General features: G+C 65.0%; 20 protein-coding genes and 1 riboswitch. Of the genes, 8 read left to right on the forward strand and 12 right to left on the reverse strand.

Annotation, left to right across the window (positions count from 1 at the left end; all coding sequences use genetic code 11):
• The first annotated feature begins 35 nt into the window (after positions 1–35).
• Genes hflK through RSE12_07490 form a run of 4 tightly spaced genes read left to right on the forward strand, consistent with a single transcriptional unit; the run spans position 36 to position 4,018 of the window.
• Positions 36–1,244, forward strand: a complete 1,209-nt coding sequence (gene hflK, locus RSE12_07475) for an FtsH protease activity modulator HflK (GenBank protein ID WRH64166.1) — start codon at positions 36–38, stop codon at positions 1,242–1,244.
• Positions 1,241–2,146 carry a protease modulator HflC gene (locus RSE12_07480; protein WRH64758.1) on the forward strand — a complete coding sequence of 302 codons (906 nt, stop codon included), beginning with the start codon at positions 1,241–1,243 and terminating at the stop codon, positions 2,144–2,146. Before hflK ends, RSE12_07480 begins: the two co-directional genes overlap by 4 nt.
• A complete protein-coding gene (locus RSE12_07485; protein ID WRH64167.1) occupies positions 2,143–2,343 on the forward strand; it encodes a DUF2065 domain-containing protein in 201 nt (66 codons plus the stop codon). The genes RSE12_07480 and RSE12_07485 overlap by 4 nt, the downstream gene beginning before the upstream one ends.
• A gap of 46 nt (positions 2,344–2,389) precedes the next feature.
• Positions 2,390–4,018, forward strand: a complete 1,629-nt coding sequence (locus RSE12_07490) for a DegQ family serine endoprotease (GenBank protein WRH64168.1) — start codon at positions 2,390–2,392, stop codon at positions 4,016–4,018.
• A 53-nt stretch (positions 4,019–4,071) separates the two neighbouring features.
• Here the strand turns inward: RSE12_07490 and RSE12_07495 are convergent, their stop codons facing one another.
• From RSE12_07495 to RSE12_07505, 3 genes are read right to left on the reverse strand one after another with little or no spacing between them, the layout of a single operon-like run.
• Positions 4,072–4,707 carry an HD domain-containing protein gene (locus tag RSE12_07495; GenBank protein ID WRH64169.1) on the reverse strand — a complete coding sequence of 212 codons (636 nt, stop codon included), beginning with the start codon at positions 4,705–4,707 and terminating at the stop codon, positions 4,072–4,074.
• On the reverse strand, positions 4,704–5,291 hold the full coding sequence (locus tag RSE12_07500; protein WRH64170.1) for a peptidoglycan-binding domain-containing protein: 588 nt from the start codon (positions 5,289–5,291) through the stop codon (positions 4,704–4,706). The genes RSE12_07495 and RSE12_07500 overlap by 4 nt, the downstream gene beginning before the upstream one ends.
• A gap of 33 nt (positions 5,292–5,324) precedes the next feature.
• Positions 5,325–5,726, reverse strand: a complete 402-nt coding sequence (locus tag RSE12_07505; protein WRH64759.1) for an OB-fold nucleic acid binding domain-containing protein — start codon at positions 5,724–5,726, stop codon at positions 5,325–5,327.
• A 186-nt stretch (positions 5,727–5,912) separates the two neighbouring features.
• Here RSE12_07505 and RSE12_07510 point away from each other — a divergent pair, with 186 nt between their 5' ends.
• Positions 5,913–6,236, forward strand: coding sequence for a 2Fe-2S iron-sulfur cluster-binding protein (locus RSE12_07510; GenBank protein WRH64171.1), 324 nt, complete (start codon positions 5,913–5,915; stop codon positions 6,234–6,236).
• Positions 6,237–6,279: 43 nt separating this feature from the next.
• Here RSE12_07510 and RSE12_07515 read toward each other — a convergent pair whose 3' ends face one another.
• The 3 genes from RSE12_07515 to RSE12_07525 all read right to left on the reverse strand — a co-directional run bounded on the left by RSE12_07515 (position 6,280) and on the right by RSE12_07525 (position 8,064).
• Positions 6,280–6,924, reverse strand: a complete 645-nt coding sequence (locus tag RSE12_07515; GenBank protein WRH64172.1) for a Hint domain-containing protein — start codon at positions 6,922–6,924, stop codon at positions 6,280–6,282.
• Between the two features lie 129 nt (positions 6,925–7,053).
• A complete protein-coding gene (locus tag RSE12_07520) occupies positions 7,054–7,479 on the reverse strand; it encodes a DUF1178 family protein (protein WRH64173.1) in 426 nt (141 codons plus the stop codon).
• A gap of 93 nt (positions 7,480–7,572) precedes the next feature.
• Complete coding sequence (locus RSE12_07525) at positions 7,573–8,064, reverse strand: NUDIX hydrolase (protein WRH64174.1); 492 nt, start codon at positions 8,062–8,064, stop codon at positions 7,573–7,575.
• Between the two features lie 290 nt (positions 8,065–8,354).
• Here RSE12_07525 and RSE12_07530 point away from each other — a divergent pair, with 290 nt between their 5' ends.
• From RSE12_07530 to thpR, 3 genes are read left to right on the forward strand one after another with little or no spacing between them, the layout of a single operon-like run.
• The gene (locus RSE12_07530; protein ID WRH64175.1) at positions 8,355–8,867 is read left to right on the forward strand and encodes a glutathione peroxidase; all 513 of its coding nucleotides are present in this window, start codon (positions 8,355–8,357) and stop codon (positions 8,865–8,867) included.
• Complete coding sequence (locus tag RSE12_07535; GenBank protein WRH64176.1) at positions 8,864–9,997, forward strand: acetoin utilization protein AcuC; 1,134 nt, start codon at positions 8,864–8,866, stop codon at positions 9,995–9,997. Before RSE12_07530 ends, RSE12_07535 begins: the two co-directional genes overlap by 4 nt.
• Complete coding sequence (thpR, locus tag RSE12_07540; protein WRH64177.1) at positions 9,994–10,533, forward strand: RNA 2',3'-cyclic phosphodiesterase; 540 nt, start codon at positions 9,994–9,996, stop codon at positions 10,531–10,533. Before RSE12_07535 ends, thpR begins: the two co-directional genes overlap by 4 nt.
• On the opposite strand, the gene RSE12_07545 is transcribed toward thpR, so the two are convergent.
• The 6 genes from RSE12_07545 to RSE12_07570 all read right to left on the reverse strand — a co-directional run bounded on the left by RSE12_07545 (position 10,528) and on the right by RSE12_07570 (position 17,441).
• Entirely contained in the window at positions 10,528–11,952 is a 1,425-nt protein-coding gene (locus RSE12_07545) for an amidase (protein WRH64178.1), read from the reverse strand. The genes thpR and RSE12_07545 overlap by 6 nt on opposite strands.
• A gap of 129 nt (positions 11,953–12,081) precedes the next feature.
• Positions 12,082–13,107: an extracellular solute-binding protein gene (locus tag RSE12_07550; protein ID WRH64179.1), complete on the reverse strand. Its 1,026-nt coding sequence runs from the start codon at positions 13,105–13,107 to the stop codon at positions 12,082–12,084.
• A 38-nt stretch (positions 13,108–13,145) separates the two neighbouring features.
• Positions 13,146–13,949 carry an ABC transporter permease gene (locus RSE12_07555; GenBank protein ID WRH64180.1) on the reverse strand — a complete coding sequence of 268 codons (804 nt, stop codon included), beginning with the start codon at positions 13,947–13,949 and terminating at the stop codon, positions 13,146–13,148.
• Complete coding sequence (locus tag RSE12_07560; GenBank protein ID WRH64181.1) at positions 13,942–14,853, reverse strand: ABC transporter permease; 912 nt, start codon at positions 14,851–14,853, stop codon at positions 13,942–13,944. Before RSE12_07560 ends, RSE12_07555 begins: the two co-directional genes overlap by 8 nt.
• 4 nt (positions 14,854–14,857) lie before the next feature.
• Positions 14,858–15,922 carry an ABC transporter ATP-binding protein gene (locus RSE12_07565; GenBank protein WRH64182.1) on the reverse strand — a complete coding sequence of 355 codons (1,065 nt, stop codon included), beginning with the start codon at positions 15,920–15,922 and terminating at the stop codon, positions 14,858–14,860.
• Between the two features lie 73 nt (positions 15,923–15,995).
• Complete coding sequence (locus RSE12_07570; GenBank protein ID WRH64183.1) at positions 15,996–17,441, reverse strand: amidase; 1,446 nt, start codon at positions 17,439–17,441, stop codon at positions 15,996–15,998.
• A gap of 341 nt (positions 17,442–17,782) precedes the next feature.
• A riboswitch (cobalamin riboswitch) is annotated at positions 17,783–17,969 on the forward strand.
• Positions 17,970–17,996 lie beyond the last annotated feature (27 nt).

A 17,996-nucleotide genomic window follows, 5' to 3' on the forward strand; every position in this document is an offset into this window, starting at 1 on the left:
AGTTAAAGCCGGACGACAAAAAAAGGGTACGATCAATGGCAGGAAGCGGTGGTCCTTGGGGCGGCGGCGGCGGCCCGGGCGATGATGACCGGAACGGCGGGCGCGACAACGGACGTGATAGCGGCGGACGCGATCCCGGGCGCGGTGCGCGCCGGCCGGGCGAGGGCGGCCCGCAGATCCCCGAAATCGACGAGATCATGAAAAAAGGCCAGGAACAGCTGCGCGTCCTGATGGGCGGTCGCGGTGGCCGTGGTCCAACGGGCGGCGGCGGTGGCCGCGATCCGAACAGCCCGCTTGTCACCAAACAGGGCCTGCTTCTCGGCGCATTGGCTGCGGTCGGCCTCTGGGCCTTCATGTCATTCTACACAGTCCGTCCCGAAGAACGCTCTGTCGAACTGTTCCTTGGCGAATTCTCCGCTGTCGGCAATCCCGGTCTGAACTTCGCACCCTGGCCCGTGATCACGGCGGAAATCGTTTCCGTTACCGGCGAACGCACGACCGATATCGGCGCTGTGGGCGATGGGGCCATCGGCGATGGTCTGATGCTGACCCGCGACCAGAACATCGTGGATATCGGTTTTCAGGTGGTCTGGAACGTGGCCGATCCCTCGGCCTTCCTGTTCAACCTCGCTGATCCCGATGACACGATCCGCGCTGTATCCGAATCCGCGATGCGCGACATCATCGCTCGGTCGGAATTGTCACCCATTCTCAACCGTGACCGGGGCGTGATCGCCACGGATCTGCAAACCAACGTGCAGAACACACTGGATTCCTATCAGGCCGGCATCAACGTCATCCGCGTCAACCTGCAACGCGCCTCTCCTCCGGGCGAGGTGATTGACGCCTTCCGCGAAGTGCAGGCTGCGCAGCAGGAACGCGAACGCCTCCAGAATGAGGCCGACGCCTACGCCAACCGCGTCACCGCCGGTGCCCGCGGTGAAGCCGCCCGCCTGCTCGAAGAGGCCGAGGCCTACCGCGCCCAGGTCGTCAACGTGGCGCAGGGTGAAGCCAGCCGCTTCCTGTCGGTCTATGAGGAATACATAAAGGCGCCCGAAGTGACCCGCCGCCGCATGTATCTGGAAACGATGGAAAAAGTCCTGGGCGGCATGAACAAGGTCATCCTTGATGGCGTCTCCAGTGGGGAAGGTGGCGGTCAGGGTGTCGTGCCCTTCCTGCCGTTGAACGAGCTTAACCGTCCGGTCCCCGCTCAGGGTGCCGCCGCGACCGGAGCGACCAACTGATGAAAAGCGCAATCCTTCTGCCCATCGTCGCCATTATCGGCGCAACGGCCCTGTCCTCGGTCTTTATCGTGGACGAACGCGAAAAGGCGCTGGTCCTGCAATTTGGTCAGGTCAAACAGATCAAGATAGACCCGGGCCTCGGCTTCAAGATCCCGCTGATCCAGGACGTTGTCCGTTACGATGGCCGCATCCTCGGTCTGCCCACCACCCCGGTCGAAGTCACCATGCTGGACGACCGCCGTCTTGTCGTCGATGCTTTCGCCCGCTGGCGGATCGCCAACCTTGTGCAGTTCCGCGAAGCGGTCGGCGCCGGGGGCGAGCCGCAGGCTCTGCGCCGCCTCGAAGGCATCATCAACCCGGCCATCCAGCAGGTGCTCGGCTCGGTCGATTCAAGCCGCGTCCTGTCCGAGGATCGTACCGCCTTGATGAACCAGATCCGCGATATCGCCCGCCGTCAGGCAGCGAATCTGGGGATCGAGGTCATCGACGTCCGCCTCACCCGCACCGACCTGCCTGATCAGAACCTCTCGGCGACCTTCGCCCGGATGCGGGCCGAACGCGAACGCGAGGCAGCCGATGAAATCGCCCGCGGTAACGAAGCGGCGCAGCGCGTGCGCGCCTCTGCCGACCGGACGGTGGTGGAACTCACCTCCGATGCACGCCGTGAGGCCGACGTCATCCGCGGTGAGGCCGACGCCGAACGCAACGGCATCTATGCCGAAGCTTTTGGCCGCGATCCGGAATTCTTCGCCTTCACCCGCTCGCTCACGTCTTATGAGCGCGCGTTGCAGCCGGGCAATTCCTCCATCGTGATGGAGCCGACCAGCGAATTCTTCGATTATCTGAGCTCGGACGCCGGACGCGGCAACGCAACCGACCCCGAAGTTCCCGTGACGGAATGACCTGGTTTCTACTGGGCCTCGGCCTGGTTCTGGTGATCGAGGGGCTGGCGCTTGCGCTGGCCCCTTCACGTATCGAACAACTGCTGGCCTTCTTCGCCGCCCTGTCCCCCGAACGCCGCCGCAGCCTTGGTCTTGCCGCCGTTGCCACAGGCGTCCTGCTGGTCTGGACGGCGCGGCAGCTGGCAGGCGCACCCTAGCGCGCGCCTTTTGCGCCTCTTGAAACAATCTGCGCAAAGGGTTCACATGCTGTTGAGAGAGCGCGACCCGGTTTGCATTGCAATCCGCAGCGCCTACCTGATGATCACAAGCGTGCTCCGCCGTGCCGGCCATTGGCAGCGCGGCACCGCCAAACGAAAGGAGTTCGGAGTGCATCCCACCGTTCTGTCCCCTCAGGCCCGCGCCCAATCCGCGCAGCGCCCAACCCCCCGTGTGTTTCTGGCCCTTGCGCTCGGCCTGTCGCTGGCGCTGGGTTCGGCGCTTGACGTCCGCGCGCAATCGGCCCCCGACAGCTTTGCCGACCTGGCCCAGCAGATCAGCCCGTCCGTGGTGAACATCACCACCTCTGCCGTCGTCGCCGCCCCCACAGGAAACGGCCCGATGGTCCCCGAAGGATCCCCCTTCGAGGATTTCTTCCGCGATTTCATGCCCCCCAATGGTGAGGGTGGCCCGCAAGAACCCCGCCGGTCCGAGGCGCTGGGCTCCGGCTTCGTGATTTCCGAAGACGGCTACATCGTCACCAACAACCACGTCATCGAAGGCGCGGATGAGATCGAGATCGAATTCTTCTCCGGTGACCGGCTGAAAGCCGAACTCGTCGGCACCGATCCCAAAACCGATATTGCGCTTCTGAAAGTCACGTCCGAAGAACCGCTTCCCTTCGTCCAGTTTGGCAACTCCGATCTGATGCGCGTGGGCGATTGGGTCATGGCCATGGGCAACCCGCTGGGTCAGGGCTTCTCGGTCAGCGCGGGCATCGTCTCCGCCCGTGGCCGCGAACTGTCGGGCACCTATGACGATTACATCCAGACTGACGCCGCGATCAACCGCGGCAACTCGGGCGGCCCGCTGTTCAACATGGACGGTCAGGTCATCGGCGTGAACACTGCCATCCTGTCGCCCAATGGCGGCTCCATCGGCATCGGATTCTCCATGGCCTCCAATGTGGTGACCAAGGTCGTCGATCAGCTGCGTGAATTCGGCGAAACCCGCCGCGGCTGGCTGGGCGTCCGCATTCAGGACGTCACGCCCGACGTGGCCGAGGCGATGGGGCTGGAAGCCTCTGCCGGCGCGCTCATCACCGATGTCCCCGACGGTCCGGCCAAAGACGCCGGGATGCAGGCAGGTGACGTGATCACCACTTTCGACGGCAAGGAAATCGGCTCGGTCCGCGACCTCACCCGTCAGGTCGCAGACAGCCCGGTCGGCTCCGCCGTTCCCGTGATCGTCCTGCGCGAAGGCGAAACGACAACGCTTTCCGTCACCCTTGGCCGCCGCGAAGAGGCCGAGGCTTCCGAGGTCGTCCCCGCCGCCGCCGACCCGCAGCAGGACCCGGCTGAACTGAACCTCCTGGGCCTCACCCTCGCGCCGCTGACGGCAGAAACCGCCGCCGAACTGGGCCTGCCGGATGATGCCAAGGGTCTGGCTGTCACCGCGGTCGACACCCTGTCCGAGGCTTATAGCAAAGGCCTCCGCGAAGGCGACGTGATCACCGAGGCAGGGCAACAGCCTGTTTCGCGCCTTTCCGATCTCGAAGACCGGGTGACCGAGGCGCGCGATGCGGGCCGCAAGTCGCTGCTTTTGCTGGTACGTCGTGCAGGCGACCCGCGCTTCGTGGCTCTCTCGGTCGAAGAAATGGCCCCTGCCGAACAATAAGGGCGGTCACAGCATCATCATCCGGGGCGGCGGGGCAACCTGCCGCCCCTTTGCTATCCGATCTCGTGCAACAGCCGGGTACGAAAGCTTTCCATCCATTCCGCCCGTTCTTCTGCCATCCGCCGCCCTGTCGCCGTCTGCATCGCGGCGGCCACCGGGAACAGCTTCACGTCCAGATGGTCCAGCGCATAGCGGCGATCATCCAGCGCCCGCTCCATCGCCAGCGGATCAACGGCATGGAACAAGGCGCCCCCCATCTGCCCGGCGATCAGGAACATCCGCGCCAACCCAATCGCCCCCAGCGCCTCCAGCCGATCCGCATCCTGCAGGATACGCGCCTCTATCGTTTCCGGCGCGATCCCGGCGGAAAAGCTGTGCGCTGCAATGGCGTGATGCACCGCCGCCATTCGCCCTGCGTCAAACTCCATCGCCGCCAGTTCCCGCACCGCCAGATCCGCAGACAGTCGCGAAGCCTGCGCCCGATCAGGGCTGTCCTTGGGCAGGTTCACCGCATCGTGGAAATAGGCCGCCGCTGCAAGTACGTCCGCATCCGCCCCCGGCTCATCCAGCGCAATCAGGCGGCAGCTTTTCCACACCCGGTCCAGATGGCCCAGATCATGCGCCCCATCCGTCGCCCCCTCCCACAGCGCGGCCATCCGCGCGCGGGCGCGGCCCGCCCAGACGCTCACAATTCCTCCAGCGCGGTGGGCAGCAGCCCCAGTTCCCGCGCCGCCGCAAGCGACAGGCGCGCACTGTCCAGCCCCCGCTCGGTCTGATAGCGCCGCACCGCATCGCGCGTGCCCGCATCCATCTGCCCGGTCAATTCCAGCGTGTAATAGCCCCGCGCTTTCAGCGCCCGCTGAAGCGATGCCATGAATCCCACCGTATAATCGGCAGGGCAGGGCGCGCGGAACCAAACCTCCTCGCGGTCCTGCAGGATGCGTGTGCTTGTGTTGGTGCGATAGCTGGCAGGGGTCAGCACGCTGCCATCCTCGGCCCGCGTTTCGGGTGTCACCACCACCTGTTCCGTCACCGTCTCGATCACCGCAGGCGTCACGTCGCTTTCCCAGCACGCGCCTTCGGGCTGCGCGGGCGGTCCGGGCCGGTCCAGCCGCACGATTTCGCGCGCAAGGTCGCTGCTGCGGGGGGCCTGTGGCACGCCCGCCGTCTGGCAGGCGCACAGCACCACCAGCATCAGACCCGTCGCTATCGCTGTTCTCTGCATCCGCCCCATGTCCTGCCCGCCCGGTTTGCCCGGATCACGGCGCAGCATAGCGGCATTCCCTGTGCGCTGAAAGCCCGCCCCTCAGGGCTGATCGCCCGCCCGCACCCCGTCATGGCGGAAATCGGGACGCAGCAACTGGTCCAGCATGGGCGACAGATCCTCGATCACCTCGGCCACCACATGCACCACGCCTGCGTCACGCTGCAACTTGCCCGTCACCCGCAGCATCCGCCCTGCAATCACCGCGCGGCGGAACCGTTCATAGACATTGGCCCAGACCACCACGTTGCAGGTGCCTGTCTCATCCTCCAGCGTGACAAAGATCACCCCCTTCGCCGTGCCGGGCCGCTGCCGCAGCAACACCAGCCCCGCCACACAGACGCGCGCCCCTGCAGGCGGCTCATCCAGCCGCGCCGCCACCAGCGCCGCTGGCGGGCGCGGCCATGTTCCGGGCCGTGTCGTCGGCACCAGCCAATCCGACATAGGGCGCAGGGCAGGATCAGGGGATCGCGGGGCAGGGTGTGACATAAGAACAAAAATAGAACATCTGCCGGATTTGGCAAGCCGCCCGATCCCATCCCCCGCGTCATCCGCCCCACTGGCAAAGGCCCCCGAAATCGCCTATGTCGAACGTCAGCAACGCACATCTGGCGCAACGGGCAGGGTAGAATGGCGAAGATCACCTATGTGGAACATGGCGGCAAGGAACACGTGGTCGAGGTCGCGAATGGCCTCACCGTGATGGAAGGCGCCCGCGACAACGGCATCCCAGGGATCGAGGCCGATTGCGGCGGTGCCTGCGCCTGCTCCACCTGCCATGTCTATGTCGATCCGGCCTGGGTAGACAAACTGCCGAAGAAGGACAGCATGGAAGAAGACATGCTTGATTTCGCCTGGAACCCCGATCCGGCCCGCTCGCGCCTCACCTGCCAGCTCAAGGTGTCCGACGCGCTGGATGGCCTGCGCGTGCAGATGCCGGAAAAGCAGATCTGACGAACCAAATCTAATCGGCAGGGTCGCGCATCGCGCGGCCCCATCAGGCCAGCAGCAGCGCCGCCTCGGTCCGGCTGGCACAGGGCCGCGCAGTCCCTCCCAACAAAGTGCCTTCCCAGAAGGCCCGGCCCAGATCGGGAAACACGGCCAGAAGCTCGGCCAGCGTGTCCGGTGCCAACTCAGCCGCATCCTGTGCAAAGGGGTGATAGCTTTCCGTTGCCGCCCCTTCGGCAAAGATGATCTCGTGCCGGTCAAACAGCAGATGGAAGTACTCCACCCGCTCCTCCGGCACCACCTGCACCCGGTCGCCATCCACCAGATCGGCCGCCGCCGCCAGAACCTCCGGCTCGCCGGTCAGCAATTCCGCGCGCCAGCCCGACACCACCATCCGGTGATGCGGCGATACCCGCACCGGGCGCACATTACCCAAAACCCCGGTCGCGATCTCCACTGGGGCCAGCGCACCGCGCCCGTCCACCAGCTTTGACAGCACCCGCCGCACCGGCTGCATCCCATGATCCATAGTTTCGATCATCATGCCGTCGCGCAGATCCTCGACCGCGACTAATCCCGTCGCCGTCTCGATCCGCGTTCCCCGGGCGAAACAGGCCAGTTCCGTGGTCTGGAACACATGGACTGCCAGCGCCAGCGCCGCATCCACCCGTTCATCTTGCATCTGGTCTGGCATCACGATCACCCGTTCACTTGGCACAGGTGGAAGACTCGCCCCGAACTGTGACGAGATTAGGGCGCGCGCACATCGGCCGCGGGGAAAATGGTTAACCGTTCATGGCAATCACGCCCCAATCGGGCGGCGTCAATTGGCCTTGCGCGCGGGCAGAAAGGGCAGGGGGGTGACGGGCACCCCATCCTCCAGCAGCTTGCGCGCCTCATCCGCCCGCGCCTCGCCATGGATGGCGCGTTCAGGTACCTCACCGGCATGCATGCGCCGTGCCTCGGTCACGAAGTCCATCCCCACGTAATCGGAATTCTCTTCGACCTGGCGGCGCAACGCGGCCAGCGCCGCCTCAAGCTCGGTCGCCGGCGCGCCCAGCGAAGGCCGCTCCGCCTCGCCGCGCAGGGCCGCCACGCTGGGGGCCATCAGCGCCTTTTCGACCTCACCCGATCCGCAGACCGGGCAGGCCACATGCCCCGCCGCCTTGAGCGTGTCGAACGCGCTGCCCGACGGGAACCAGCTTTCAAAGCTGTGGTCCTTGGCACATTTCAGGCTGAAGCGGATCATCGCGGATCACCGGGTTGCAAGGGGCAGTCTCGTCTCATCCTTCCGACCTATGCAGATCGGTCCGGAAATCAAGCCACGCGTCACGGGTCGCGGTCAGGTCGCAGGTCCTGCCGTGGCTTGGGTCAGGACTGCAGGATCATGCGCCAGCTTCTGGAACAGCGCCCGCAATTCCGGCTCGGCCACCAGCTTGGCGGCCTTGTCCGCCCCGAACCAACGGCGGCGGCGTTCCTTGCGTTCGGGGAAGCGCGCCGCAAGCTCCTCTACACGCAACGGAAAGACCGACACTGCACAGGGCAGCGCCTCTTTGGTGCCGCGCAGCTTGTCATAGGTATACAGGCCCAACGCATCCTTACCTTCCTGTCCACGCACCCCGGCCTCTTCCCAGGCCTCCTGCGCGGCGGATTCGGCCGGGCTCTTGTCTGCGACGGGCCAGCCTTTGGGAATGACCCACCGCCCGGTATCGCGGCTGGTGATCAGCAGCACCTCGACACGCCCGCGATGCAGTCGCCAGCACAACGCAGCAAACTGGTTGCGCGGTCCGTCCTCCCCCAGGGAAAGGAATTGGCTTGTCTGGCTCCGTTTCATCTGCTCGCCCGATCTTTCAACCCGGTTTTTCATCCGGATCGCTGCTTTGTCCTCGTATATGATAGGTCGCGCCCCGAACTTCCACTCCGAGATTGGTTTTCCTGCGGATTTTACGTGGTTTCTTTGGATTTTGTCGGCAATATGCCACTTACGACAGCATTTCACGCCCGTGCCGCCATTTGCTTCATGCCAAGGTCGCGTTGACCTTGGCCCTACCCGCCTTATCTTGCGCCTGATAACGTAAAGCCAAGCCATTTCAGGAAGCCGCGATGCGCCTTTTTCCTCGTGCGATGTCCACTACCCTCGCTTCTGCTGCGCTGGCTCTTCTGCCTGTGGCCGCGGTCGCCGGGTTCAGCTTTCCCTCGATTGACGGCGGCACCATCGACCTTGATACCTTCAAGGGGCAGCCGGTTCTGGTGGTCAACACCGCTTCGCTTTGCGGGTTTGCCGCGCAGTTCGATGATCTTCAGGCCCTGCATGATGAATACGCCACCCGTGGCCTCGTCGTCCTTGCTGTGCCTTCGGATGATTTCCGCCAGGAACTCGCCTCCGCGGATGAGGTCAAGGAATTCTGCGCCGTCAACTTCGACCTGACCATCCCGATGACGGACATCACCCCCGTCCGTGGCGCGGCTGCCCACCCCTTCTACCAGTGGCTCGCCACGACCGAAGGGTTCGAACCCAACTGGAACTTCAACAAGGTTCTGCTGGATGGCGATGGCGCGGTTGTCGCCACCTGGGGCAGCGTGATGCGCCCCACCGCCGCCCCCGTCGTGGAAAAGATCGAAGCCCTGCTGCCGTGACATCTTCCGCTTCGGTGGCCCTTCCGGGGCCGCTTTTCCTCGGCTCGGGCATTTATCGCGGCTCCTCCTACGGGCAGACCCACCCCCTGCGCGTGCCCCGCGTCTCCACCGTGATGGACCTTGCCCGCACCTTGGGCTGGCTGCCGCCGGACCGGTTCCGCCAAAGCCCGCGCGCCAAGCCCGCCGCGCTGACTGCCTATCACACGCACGCCTATATCGCCGCCCTCCAACAGGCCGAGGCAACCGGCCATGTCGATGCCGACACCCGCGCCCGCCACCACCTCGGAACCACCTCCAACCCGATTTTCCCAGAAATGTTCCGCCGCCCTGCCACTGGCGCAGGCGGCGTCATACTTGCCGCCGAACTGCTTGCCACCCATCCGGCAGGCGCGATCCACGTTCCCGGCGGAGGCACCCATCACGGCTTGCCTGATCGCGCAAATGGGTTCTGCTACCTCAACGACCCCGTCCTCGCCCTCATGGCGCTGCGCCATGCCGGGCTGCAACGCCTCGCCTATATCGACATCGACGCCCACCACCCCGATGGCGTAGAGCCCGCCTTTGCAGGCGATCCCGACCTGCTGATGATCTCGGTCCATGAAGAAAACCGCTGGCCCTTTACCGGCGCACTCTCCGATGATGCCGGGGGCAACGCCTTCAACCTCCCCGTCCCGCGCGGCTACAACGATACCGAGGCCCGCGCCGTCCTCCATGGCCTCATCCTCCCCCGCCTCGCCGCGCACAGGCCGCAGGCCATCGTCCTGCAAGCCGGGGCCGACTCCTTGATGGAAGACCCGCTCTCCCGCCTGGCCCTGTCCAACCGCGCCTATCTTGAGGCGCTCACCGAAATCCGCCCCCTCGCGCCCCGTCTCCTGCTGCTGGGCGGCGGCGGGTACAACCCATGGTCCGTGGGCCGCTGCTGGACGGCACTCTGGGCCGCGCTCAACGGCCTTGAAATCCCCGACCACCTGCCCGACGATGCGGCCGCCATCCTCCGCGCCCTGTCATGGGGCGGCGGCACCCGCCCGGCTCCGGAACCGCACATGCTCACCACGCTTCTCGACCCCCCGCGCGAAGGCCCCGTCCGCCCCGAAATCCGCGACCGCCTCGCCCATCTGGCCCGCCGATGATCCGCGCTTTCCTCGCCCTTCCCCTGCCGGAAGAGGCCCTCTCCGCGCTGCGCGTGCAGCAATTCCTGCTGCCCCTGCCGAAAAAGACCGATCCTGACGGCTTCCACCTCACCCTCGTTTTCTTGGGCGAACAGCCCGAACCCGTGCTGGAGGCCGCGCATGAACGCTTCGCTCAAACCCGCGTTCCACCCTTTCCACTGTCCCTGAAATCCCTCGGCCTCTTTGGTGGCGCCAAACCCCGCGCCGCCTGGGCCGGCGTTGCCCCCTCCGAACCGCTCACCCGCCTGCAAGCGAAACTCGACCACGCCGCCCGCAGCGCCGGGATTGTCACGGAACGCCGCCGCTTCCACCCCCACGTCACGCTCGGCCGCTTCCTCCCCCCGGGAACCGAAGATACCTTCCGTCTCGAACGCGCCATTGCGGCGGGCAGCACCTTCACCACACCCGCATGGCAGGTCGATCACTTCATCTTGTTCGAGTCCCGCCAGACAAAGCAGGGCAGCGTCTACAGCGAACTCGCCCGCTACGATCTATAGCGCCGTTGTTTCCAAGAATGGCGCGCGCCGCCCCGGCCAATCTGTCGCCAGATGATATTGCTGCCCCATGGCCAACACCTTGGCATCCGCTCCAAAAGCTCCGAAGACCTGCATCCCCATCGGCAGCCCCTGCGCGCCAAACCCCACTGGCACGTTCAAGGCGGGCAACCCCGCCAGGCCCACCGGTATCATCACCTCCATCCAGCGGTGATAGGTGTCCATTGCCCGGCCGTTGATCGACTGTGGCCAGCGCCACTCAACCGGAAAAGGCCAGACTTGCGCCGTCGGCATCACCAGCGCGTCATAGTCGCCGAACAGCTTGGCCGCCCGCGCATACCACCGTGATCGAATGACATTCGCGGCATGGAACTCCGCCGCCGAAACCTTCGTTCCCTGTTCGATTTCCCACAGGCTTTCCGGCTTGATCAGCGCCCGCTTGGCCGGGTCCGCCGCCATCGCCTGCTTGTCGCCCGCATTCAGCATCGCCCGGATCGTCGTCCAGGCAAACCACAGCTGTTCCGCCGGAAAGGGGGGGGCCACCGGCTCCACCACCGCCCCCATCTCCTCGAACACCCGCAACCCCGCTTCGCACAGCTCAATTATCCCCGGCTCACACCCATAGGCGCCGCCCCAATCGCCGAGCCAGCCGATCCGCTTGCCCCGCATATCGATGTCCAGCAGGTCACCAAACGGCTCCGCCGCACGCCCGAAGGGCACTTCCGGGTTCACCCCCGCCTGCACCTCCAAAAGCCGCGCCACATCCTCCACCGTCCGCGCCATCGGCCCCTCGGTCGCCATCGTGGCCAGAAACGTCGCCCCCACCGCATCGGCTGGCACCAACCCGTAGGACGGGCGGAAACCATAAACGTTGTTCCACCCCGCCGGATTGCGCAGCGATCCCATCATGTCTGACCCGTCAGCCACCGCGACCATCCGGCACGCCAGCGCCACCGCCGCGCCTCCCGATGATCCCCCCGCCGTGCGCGTCAGGTCATAGGGATTGCGCGTCACCCCATGCACCGGGTTGAAGCTATGGCTGCCATGCCCCCATTCCGGCGTATTGGTCTTGCCGATGAAGATCGCCCCCGCCGCCCGCATCCGCGCTGCCAACAGGTCATCGGCCACCGGAACGTGATCGGCAAAGATCGGCGACCCCCAGGTCGTGCGTATCCCCTTGACCGCCACCAGATCCTTCACCGCCATGGGAATTCCGTGCAGCCAGCCCCGGCGCGGCGCATCATCCGCCGCCCGCGCCTGATCCATCAGCACATCCGCATCCGGCATTGAAACGATGGCATTCACCGCCCCGTTCACCGCCGCCACCCGCGCCAGCGTGGCCTCCATCACCTCAGATGGCCGCACCTCTCCCGTCGCGATCAGCCGTGAAAGGCGTGATGCCGAAAGTTCACAAATCTCCATGGTCTTCATCTTGGCTCAAATACTCCGGGGTTTGGGGCAGCGCCCCAACTGGAACGGGCGCGGGCGAAGGCCCGCGCCCGTGACCTAAAAGACATGTGCCGCCCCTTGCGGGGGCGGCACTCCGCTGGATCACTTCTGCAATTCGGTCCAGATCGCAGTGATGTACTCCTGCGCCTTGCCGGTGCAGGTCGGCAGGAAAACGCCCGCCGCCTTGTGCTCTTCCGGGATCACAACTTCCGGCGCGGTCTTCATGTCCTCGGGCATGAAGGCTTCCGATCCGGCAATCCCGTTCGCGTAACGCGCAAAGGAAGAAATCATCGCGGCATTCTCCGGCACCATGATGAAATCAAGGAACTTGTAGGCTTCTTCCACATTCTGCGCATCCGACAGCAGGGCCACCGAGTCCATGAACAGGGGATAGCCTTCCTTCGGATAGCCATAGGCCACCGTCGCATTGGCGATCCGCGCGCGCATGGTGGATCCGTTCCAGTTCACCGATCCCGCCCAATCGCCGTTCGACAGCCGCTCGGTCGCGCCGTAATCCATGCTGATCCAGTTGGGCTTGGCCGCCACCAGCAGGTCGCGCGCCTTTTTCAGCACTTCCGCATCTTCCGAACAGGGCTCGCCACCCGCATACATCGTGGCCATCGCCACGATGTCATTCATCTCCGGCACCACGTTGATCTTGCCCTTCAACTCCTCCGGCACCTCCAGCCAGACGGCGCTGGTGTTGATGTCGCCCGGATAGACGGCCGTATCCACCGCCACCCCGGTCGATCCCCACTGCCACGGAATCGTATGCGCACGACCCGGATCCCAGGCCACATCCGCCCATTCCGGCGCGATATTGGCCTTGTTCGGCAGCTTGGATGCGTCCAGTTCGACGATCAGCCCCTTTTCCACCCAGATCGGCACATAGTTGGCCGAAGGCACCACCAGATCGAACCCGTGGCCGCCCGCCTCAACCTTGGCCAGAGCAGTGTCGTTGCTGTCGTAATCCGTCACCGTAACGGTGATGCCCGTCTCGGCCTTGAACTTCTCCAGCAGTTCGGGGCTGGTATAGTTGCCCCAGTTGTACAGGTTCAGTTGCCCTTCCGCCTGCGCCATGGCCGTGGTGGCCATCAGCAGCGCGCTCGCCGTCATCAGTCTTTTCATTGCAGTTGCTCCCTTGTTGGTTTCGTTTTTCTTTCCTGTCAGTCCCGTTTCCGCGTCAGCAGGAAAAAGGCCGTCAACAGCACCACCGTCAGCGCCAGCAAGGCGGTGGAAATCGCATTCACCTCGGGCGTCATCGTCCGGCGCAATTGCCCCAGCATGTAGGTGGGCAGCGTATCCTGCCCGCCCGATTTCACGAATTCGGTGATGATCACGTCATCCAGCGAAATCACGAAGGCCAGCATCGCCCCCGCCAAAATCCCCGGCCCCAGCAAAGGCAGCGTCACATGCCGGAACGTCTGCCAGGGCGAGGCGTAAAGGTCCGTCGCCGCCGCCTCCAGCGACAGGTCCATCCCCTCCAGCCGCGCCCGGATCGGCAGATAGGCAAAGGGAATGCAGAATGCCGAATGCGCCAGGATCAGGTAGCCAAGCCCCTGATAGCCCGTTGCGACCTTTACCATCCCGAACAGGATCATCAGCGCCACCGCCGTCACGATCTCGGGCACCATCAGCGGCTGGTTGATCGCCACATAGATGAAAGTCTCGCCCCGGAACTTCGCCCGCCGCGTCGTGCCCAGCGCGGCCAGCGTCGCCACCGTCGTCGATATCACCGCCGCGCAGACCGCGATCAGCAGCGACCGCCCGGTCGCATCCTTCACCGCCTGATTGTCCCACGCATCCTCATACCAATGCAGCGAAAACCCTTCCCATACCGCGATGCTGTTGCCCGCGTTGAAGGAAAATGCCACCAGCGTCGCGATGGGCAGATAAAGCATTACGAAGGTCGCCACCGCCACCAAGGCAAAGCCGGGAATGCGCGCCACCTCGAACCGCCGCTCAGCCATGCGGATTGCTCCCCCGGTTCGCGGCCCGCACATAGATCAGCAGCGCCACCGTCACGATGACCAGCAGCGTCACCGACAGTGCCGCCCCCAGCGGCCAGTTCCGCCCTGCCAGAAACTGCAATTCGATGAAATTCCCGATCATCATGTTCTTGCCGCCACCCAGCACGCGCGGGGTGACATAAGCCCCCAGCGACGGCACAAAGACCAGAATGGATCCGGCGATGATCCCCGGCTTCACGATGGGCAGGATCACCCGCCGCAACACCTGCCAGCGCGTCGCGTAAAGATCGTACCCCGCCTCCAGAAGGCGCATGTCGAACCGGTCGATCGCTGCAAACAGGGGCAGCACCATCAGCGGCAAATAGACATAGGCCATCCCGATCAGCACCGCTGTATCAGTATAGATGATCGCCAAAGGCTCGTTGATCACCCCGGTCCACAACAGGAACGTGTTCAGCACCCCTTCCTGACGGATCACCTCCATGATCGCGAAGGTCCGGATCAGCAGGTTCGTCCAGAACGGAATGGTGATCAGAAACAGCCACAACCCCCGTTGCCGGGGCGGACGCGTGGCGATGAACCAGGCCGTCGGAAAGCCCAGCGCAAAGGTCGCCGCCGTTGTCAGCAAGGACAGCTTCACCGACCGCCAGAAGATCGAAAGATGCGCATCCGCAAGCCCCAGCGTGCCGTCAAAGATGTCGCGCGTGAACATCATGCTCACCCAGCCATCCCAGCTGAATTCCCAGACCACATTGCCGTATTGGCCGGGCGTCAGAAAAGAATAGACGATGATGATGAACAGCGGCCCGATGGCGGCCACCATCAGCAACAGCAGGGCAGGGGACGACAACAGCCACCCGTTGCGGGCCGATTGCTTTCGCAGGCGCTCCTCGGCGGCGCTCATCGCCTCAATCCTCCAGAACCTGCGCCGCGCCCGGCGCAAAGCGGATGCCCACCGCCTGCCCGGGCTCGATCCCCGCCTCGCCATTGGCCGGGCTTTGAAGCCGTGCCACCACCTCGGTTCCATCGGCCAGCGCAAGGTGGCAATGCGTATCCGTCCCGAAATAGACTTGGAACTTCACCGTCGCCGCTATCGCCCCCTGCTCACCTGCCGCCACCAGCCGCACCTGTTCGGGCCGCACCGTCAGCGTCACCGTTCCCGGCCGCGTCGTCGCCACCTCCACCACATCCCCCGTGGCCAGTTTCACCCCACTTGGTACCACCGTGGCGGGCAGGAAATTCGTCTCGCCGATGAAACTGGCGACAAAGCGGTTCACGGGCCGGGTGTAGATCTCCTTCGGGCTGCCCACCTGCTGCAACTTGCCCGCGCTCATCACGCCGATCCGGTCGCTCATGGTCAGCGCTTCTTCCTGATCATGCGTCACGAAGATGAAGGTGATCCCGGTCTCGGTCTGCAACCGCTTCAACTCGACCTGCATCTCTTTGCGCAGCTTCAGGTCCAGCGCGCTCAGTGGCTCGTCCAGCAGCAGAACCTTCGGCTGCGGTGCCAAGGCCCGCGCCAGCGCCACCCGCTGCTGTTGCCCGCCCGACAACTGGCTGGTCTTGCGCCCCGCCATCGCCTCCAGCTTCACCAAGGCCAGCATTTCGGCCACCCGCGCCTGCACCTCGGCCTTGGGGCGGCCCTGCATTGTCAGGCCGAAACCCACATTCTCCGCCACGCTCAGATGCGGAAACAGTGCATAGCTCTGGAACACCGTATTTACCGGGCGCCGGTTCGGCGGCAATTCGGTGATGTCCGTGCCATCCAGCAGGATCGTCCCGCTGGTCGGCATCTCGAATCCCGCGATCAGGCGCAGCAGCGTGGTCTTGCCACAGCCGGACGGTCCCAGCAGGGTAAAGAACTCGCCCTTGCGGATCTGGATCGAAACATCGTCCAGCGCCCGCACGGCAGCGTCGCCCTGGCCAAAGGCCTTGACGGTGTTTCTGGCCTCGATGGTGACGGCTTCGGTCACTCTCTGGCGCTCCCCATTTGTCTGCTTTTTCTTTTGATCATATCTGAACGGGCGAATCTCGGCTTGGCAAGCGTTAAGAATCCACTGGCCCCGCCATCGGGGCCCGCGCCCCGGCCCAGGGTGCCGCCCGCTCAATTTCCGCGCAAAGCGCAATCAGGTCTTCATCCGCGCCAAAGGGCATGGCCAGATGCACCCCGATGGGCAGATCCCCTTCGGACCACCCCAAGGGCAGGCTCGCCGCCGGCTGGCCGCTGGCGTTGAACACCGCGCAGAAGGGCGAGTATTCAAAGATTCCCCCCGGTCCGATCCGATAGGCCAGATAATCCTCGGTGTCGTGATTGAACCGCCCCACCTGCGCGGGGGGTTCCGCCAGCGTGGCCGACAGGATCACATCAAACTGGCCCTCGAACACCCCGGCCATCTGGCGGCCAAAGGCGTGGATCTCGCCCACCGCCTCCAGATAGCGCGTCGGATGCAACCCTTCCGCATGGGCCATCGCGCCCCGCGACACGCCTTCCACCAACCCGGCCGCTTCGCGCCCCTTCAATGCCTTGCGCACCCCCAGTGCGGTGCCAACCCCCACGATATCCGTCCAGGCCCGCATCATCATCGGCACATCCGCCTGCGGCCGCCCCGGCTCCACATGATGCCCCAAGCTTTCCAGCAGTCGCCCGGCCTGATGCACCACGGCCCGCACCTCGGGGTGGATCGCCGCGCCCGTGAAGGTCGTATCGCAGATCATCACCCGCATCCGGCGCGGCGGTCGGCTGATCGCATCGGCATGGCTGCGGCGCAGGGCTGGGGCCACATAGGGCGCACCCAGATCCGGCCCTGCGCAGGCATCCAGCATCACCGCCGTATCCCTGACCGACCGCGTCAGGAACCCGTCAATCGCCATCCCCGCCCAGCCTTCGCCGACATAAGGCCCGTCTGGCAGCCGCGCCCGCGTCGGCTTGAACCCGAACAGCCCGCAATTCGACGCCGGTATCCGCACTGACCCGCCGCCATCCGACCCATGTGCAAAGGCCACGATCCCCGCGGCCACCGCCGCCCCCGCACCACCGGACGATCCGCCCGGCGTGTGATCCGTGTGCCACGGGTTGCGCGTCGGCCCGCCATAGACCGCCGCCTCTGTCGCCGCGCCGATCCCGCCCTCCGGGCTGGTGGTCCGCCCGAACGTGACCACCCCTGTCGCCCGGATGCGCGCATAGATCGCCGAGTCGCGCCCATAGCGTGTATCGGCCAGCAAGCGCGAACCGTTATGTGACGGGAAATCCACCGCCTCGCACCCCAGATCCTTCAACAGGAACGGCACCCCCCTGAACGGCCCGTCGGGCAGACCCGAGGCGATGGCCCGCCGCGCCACCTCCTCCTGCATCAGCACCACGGCATTGATCGCCGGATTGCGCGCCGCCACCGCTGCAAGCGCGGCATCCAGCAACTCGCCCGGCGTCACTTCCTTGGCCGCGACCAGTTCCGCCAGCGCCGTCGCATCCCGCGCCCCCAGATCCCCGATCATCCCGCTCTCCCCCTTCAGCATTTCTTCATGCTGGACCGGGCAGGATGCCGGGGTCCCGCCCCGTACCGCCACCCGCGCGTCGCTTTCCGCCCCCCGCGCTGCGATTTCCGCCGGACCAAAGGTTAACGCGGCCCTAACCCCCCGTTCGAAGCGTGCATACACTTTGCTGCACAGGATGCTGCACGGTTTGCTGCACGCCGAAATCCCGTATTTCCGTTCTAAAACATTGGTTTACGCAAAAACCATCCACTTTGCGTGCACCCCGCAGCCCACAAGCGGCATCCCGCATCTCAAACCCGACACGGCGAAAAATATTCCATTGACAGCAATTCCAGTCGCACTATGCAGGATGTGCCTTCGGTTCCGGCAGATGTCGGATGAAAAGGGAACGCGGTGCAAATCCGCGGCTGCCCCCGCAACTGTAAGCGGCGAGTGATGGTGGAATATGCCACTGGGGTTATCCCCGGGAAGGCCCACCCGAACCCTGACCCGCAAGCCAGGAGACCTGCCAAGGTGATCACCCTTTCCGGGGCGCGGGGAGCGCATCGGGCAGCG

This window comes from Fuscovulum sp. (assembly GCA_035192965.1).
GTDB lineage: Bacteria > Pseudomonadota > Alphaproteobacteria > Rhodobacterales > Rhodobacteraceae > Paragemmobacter.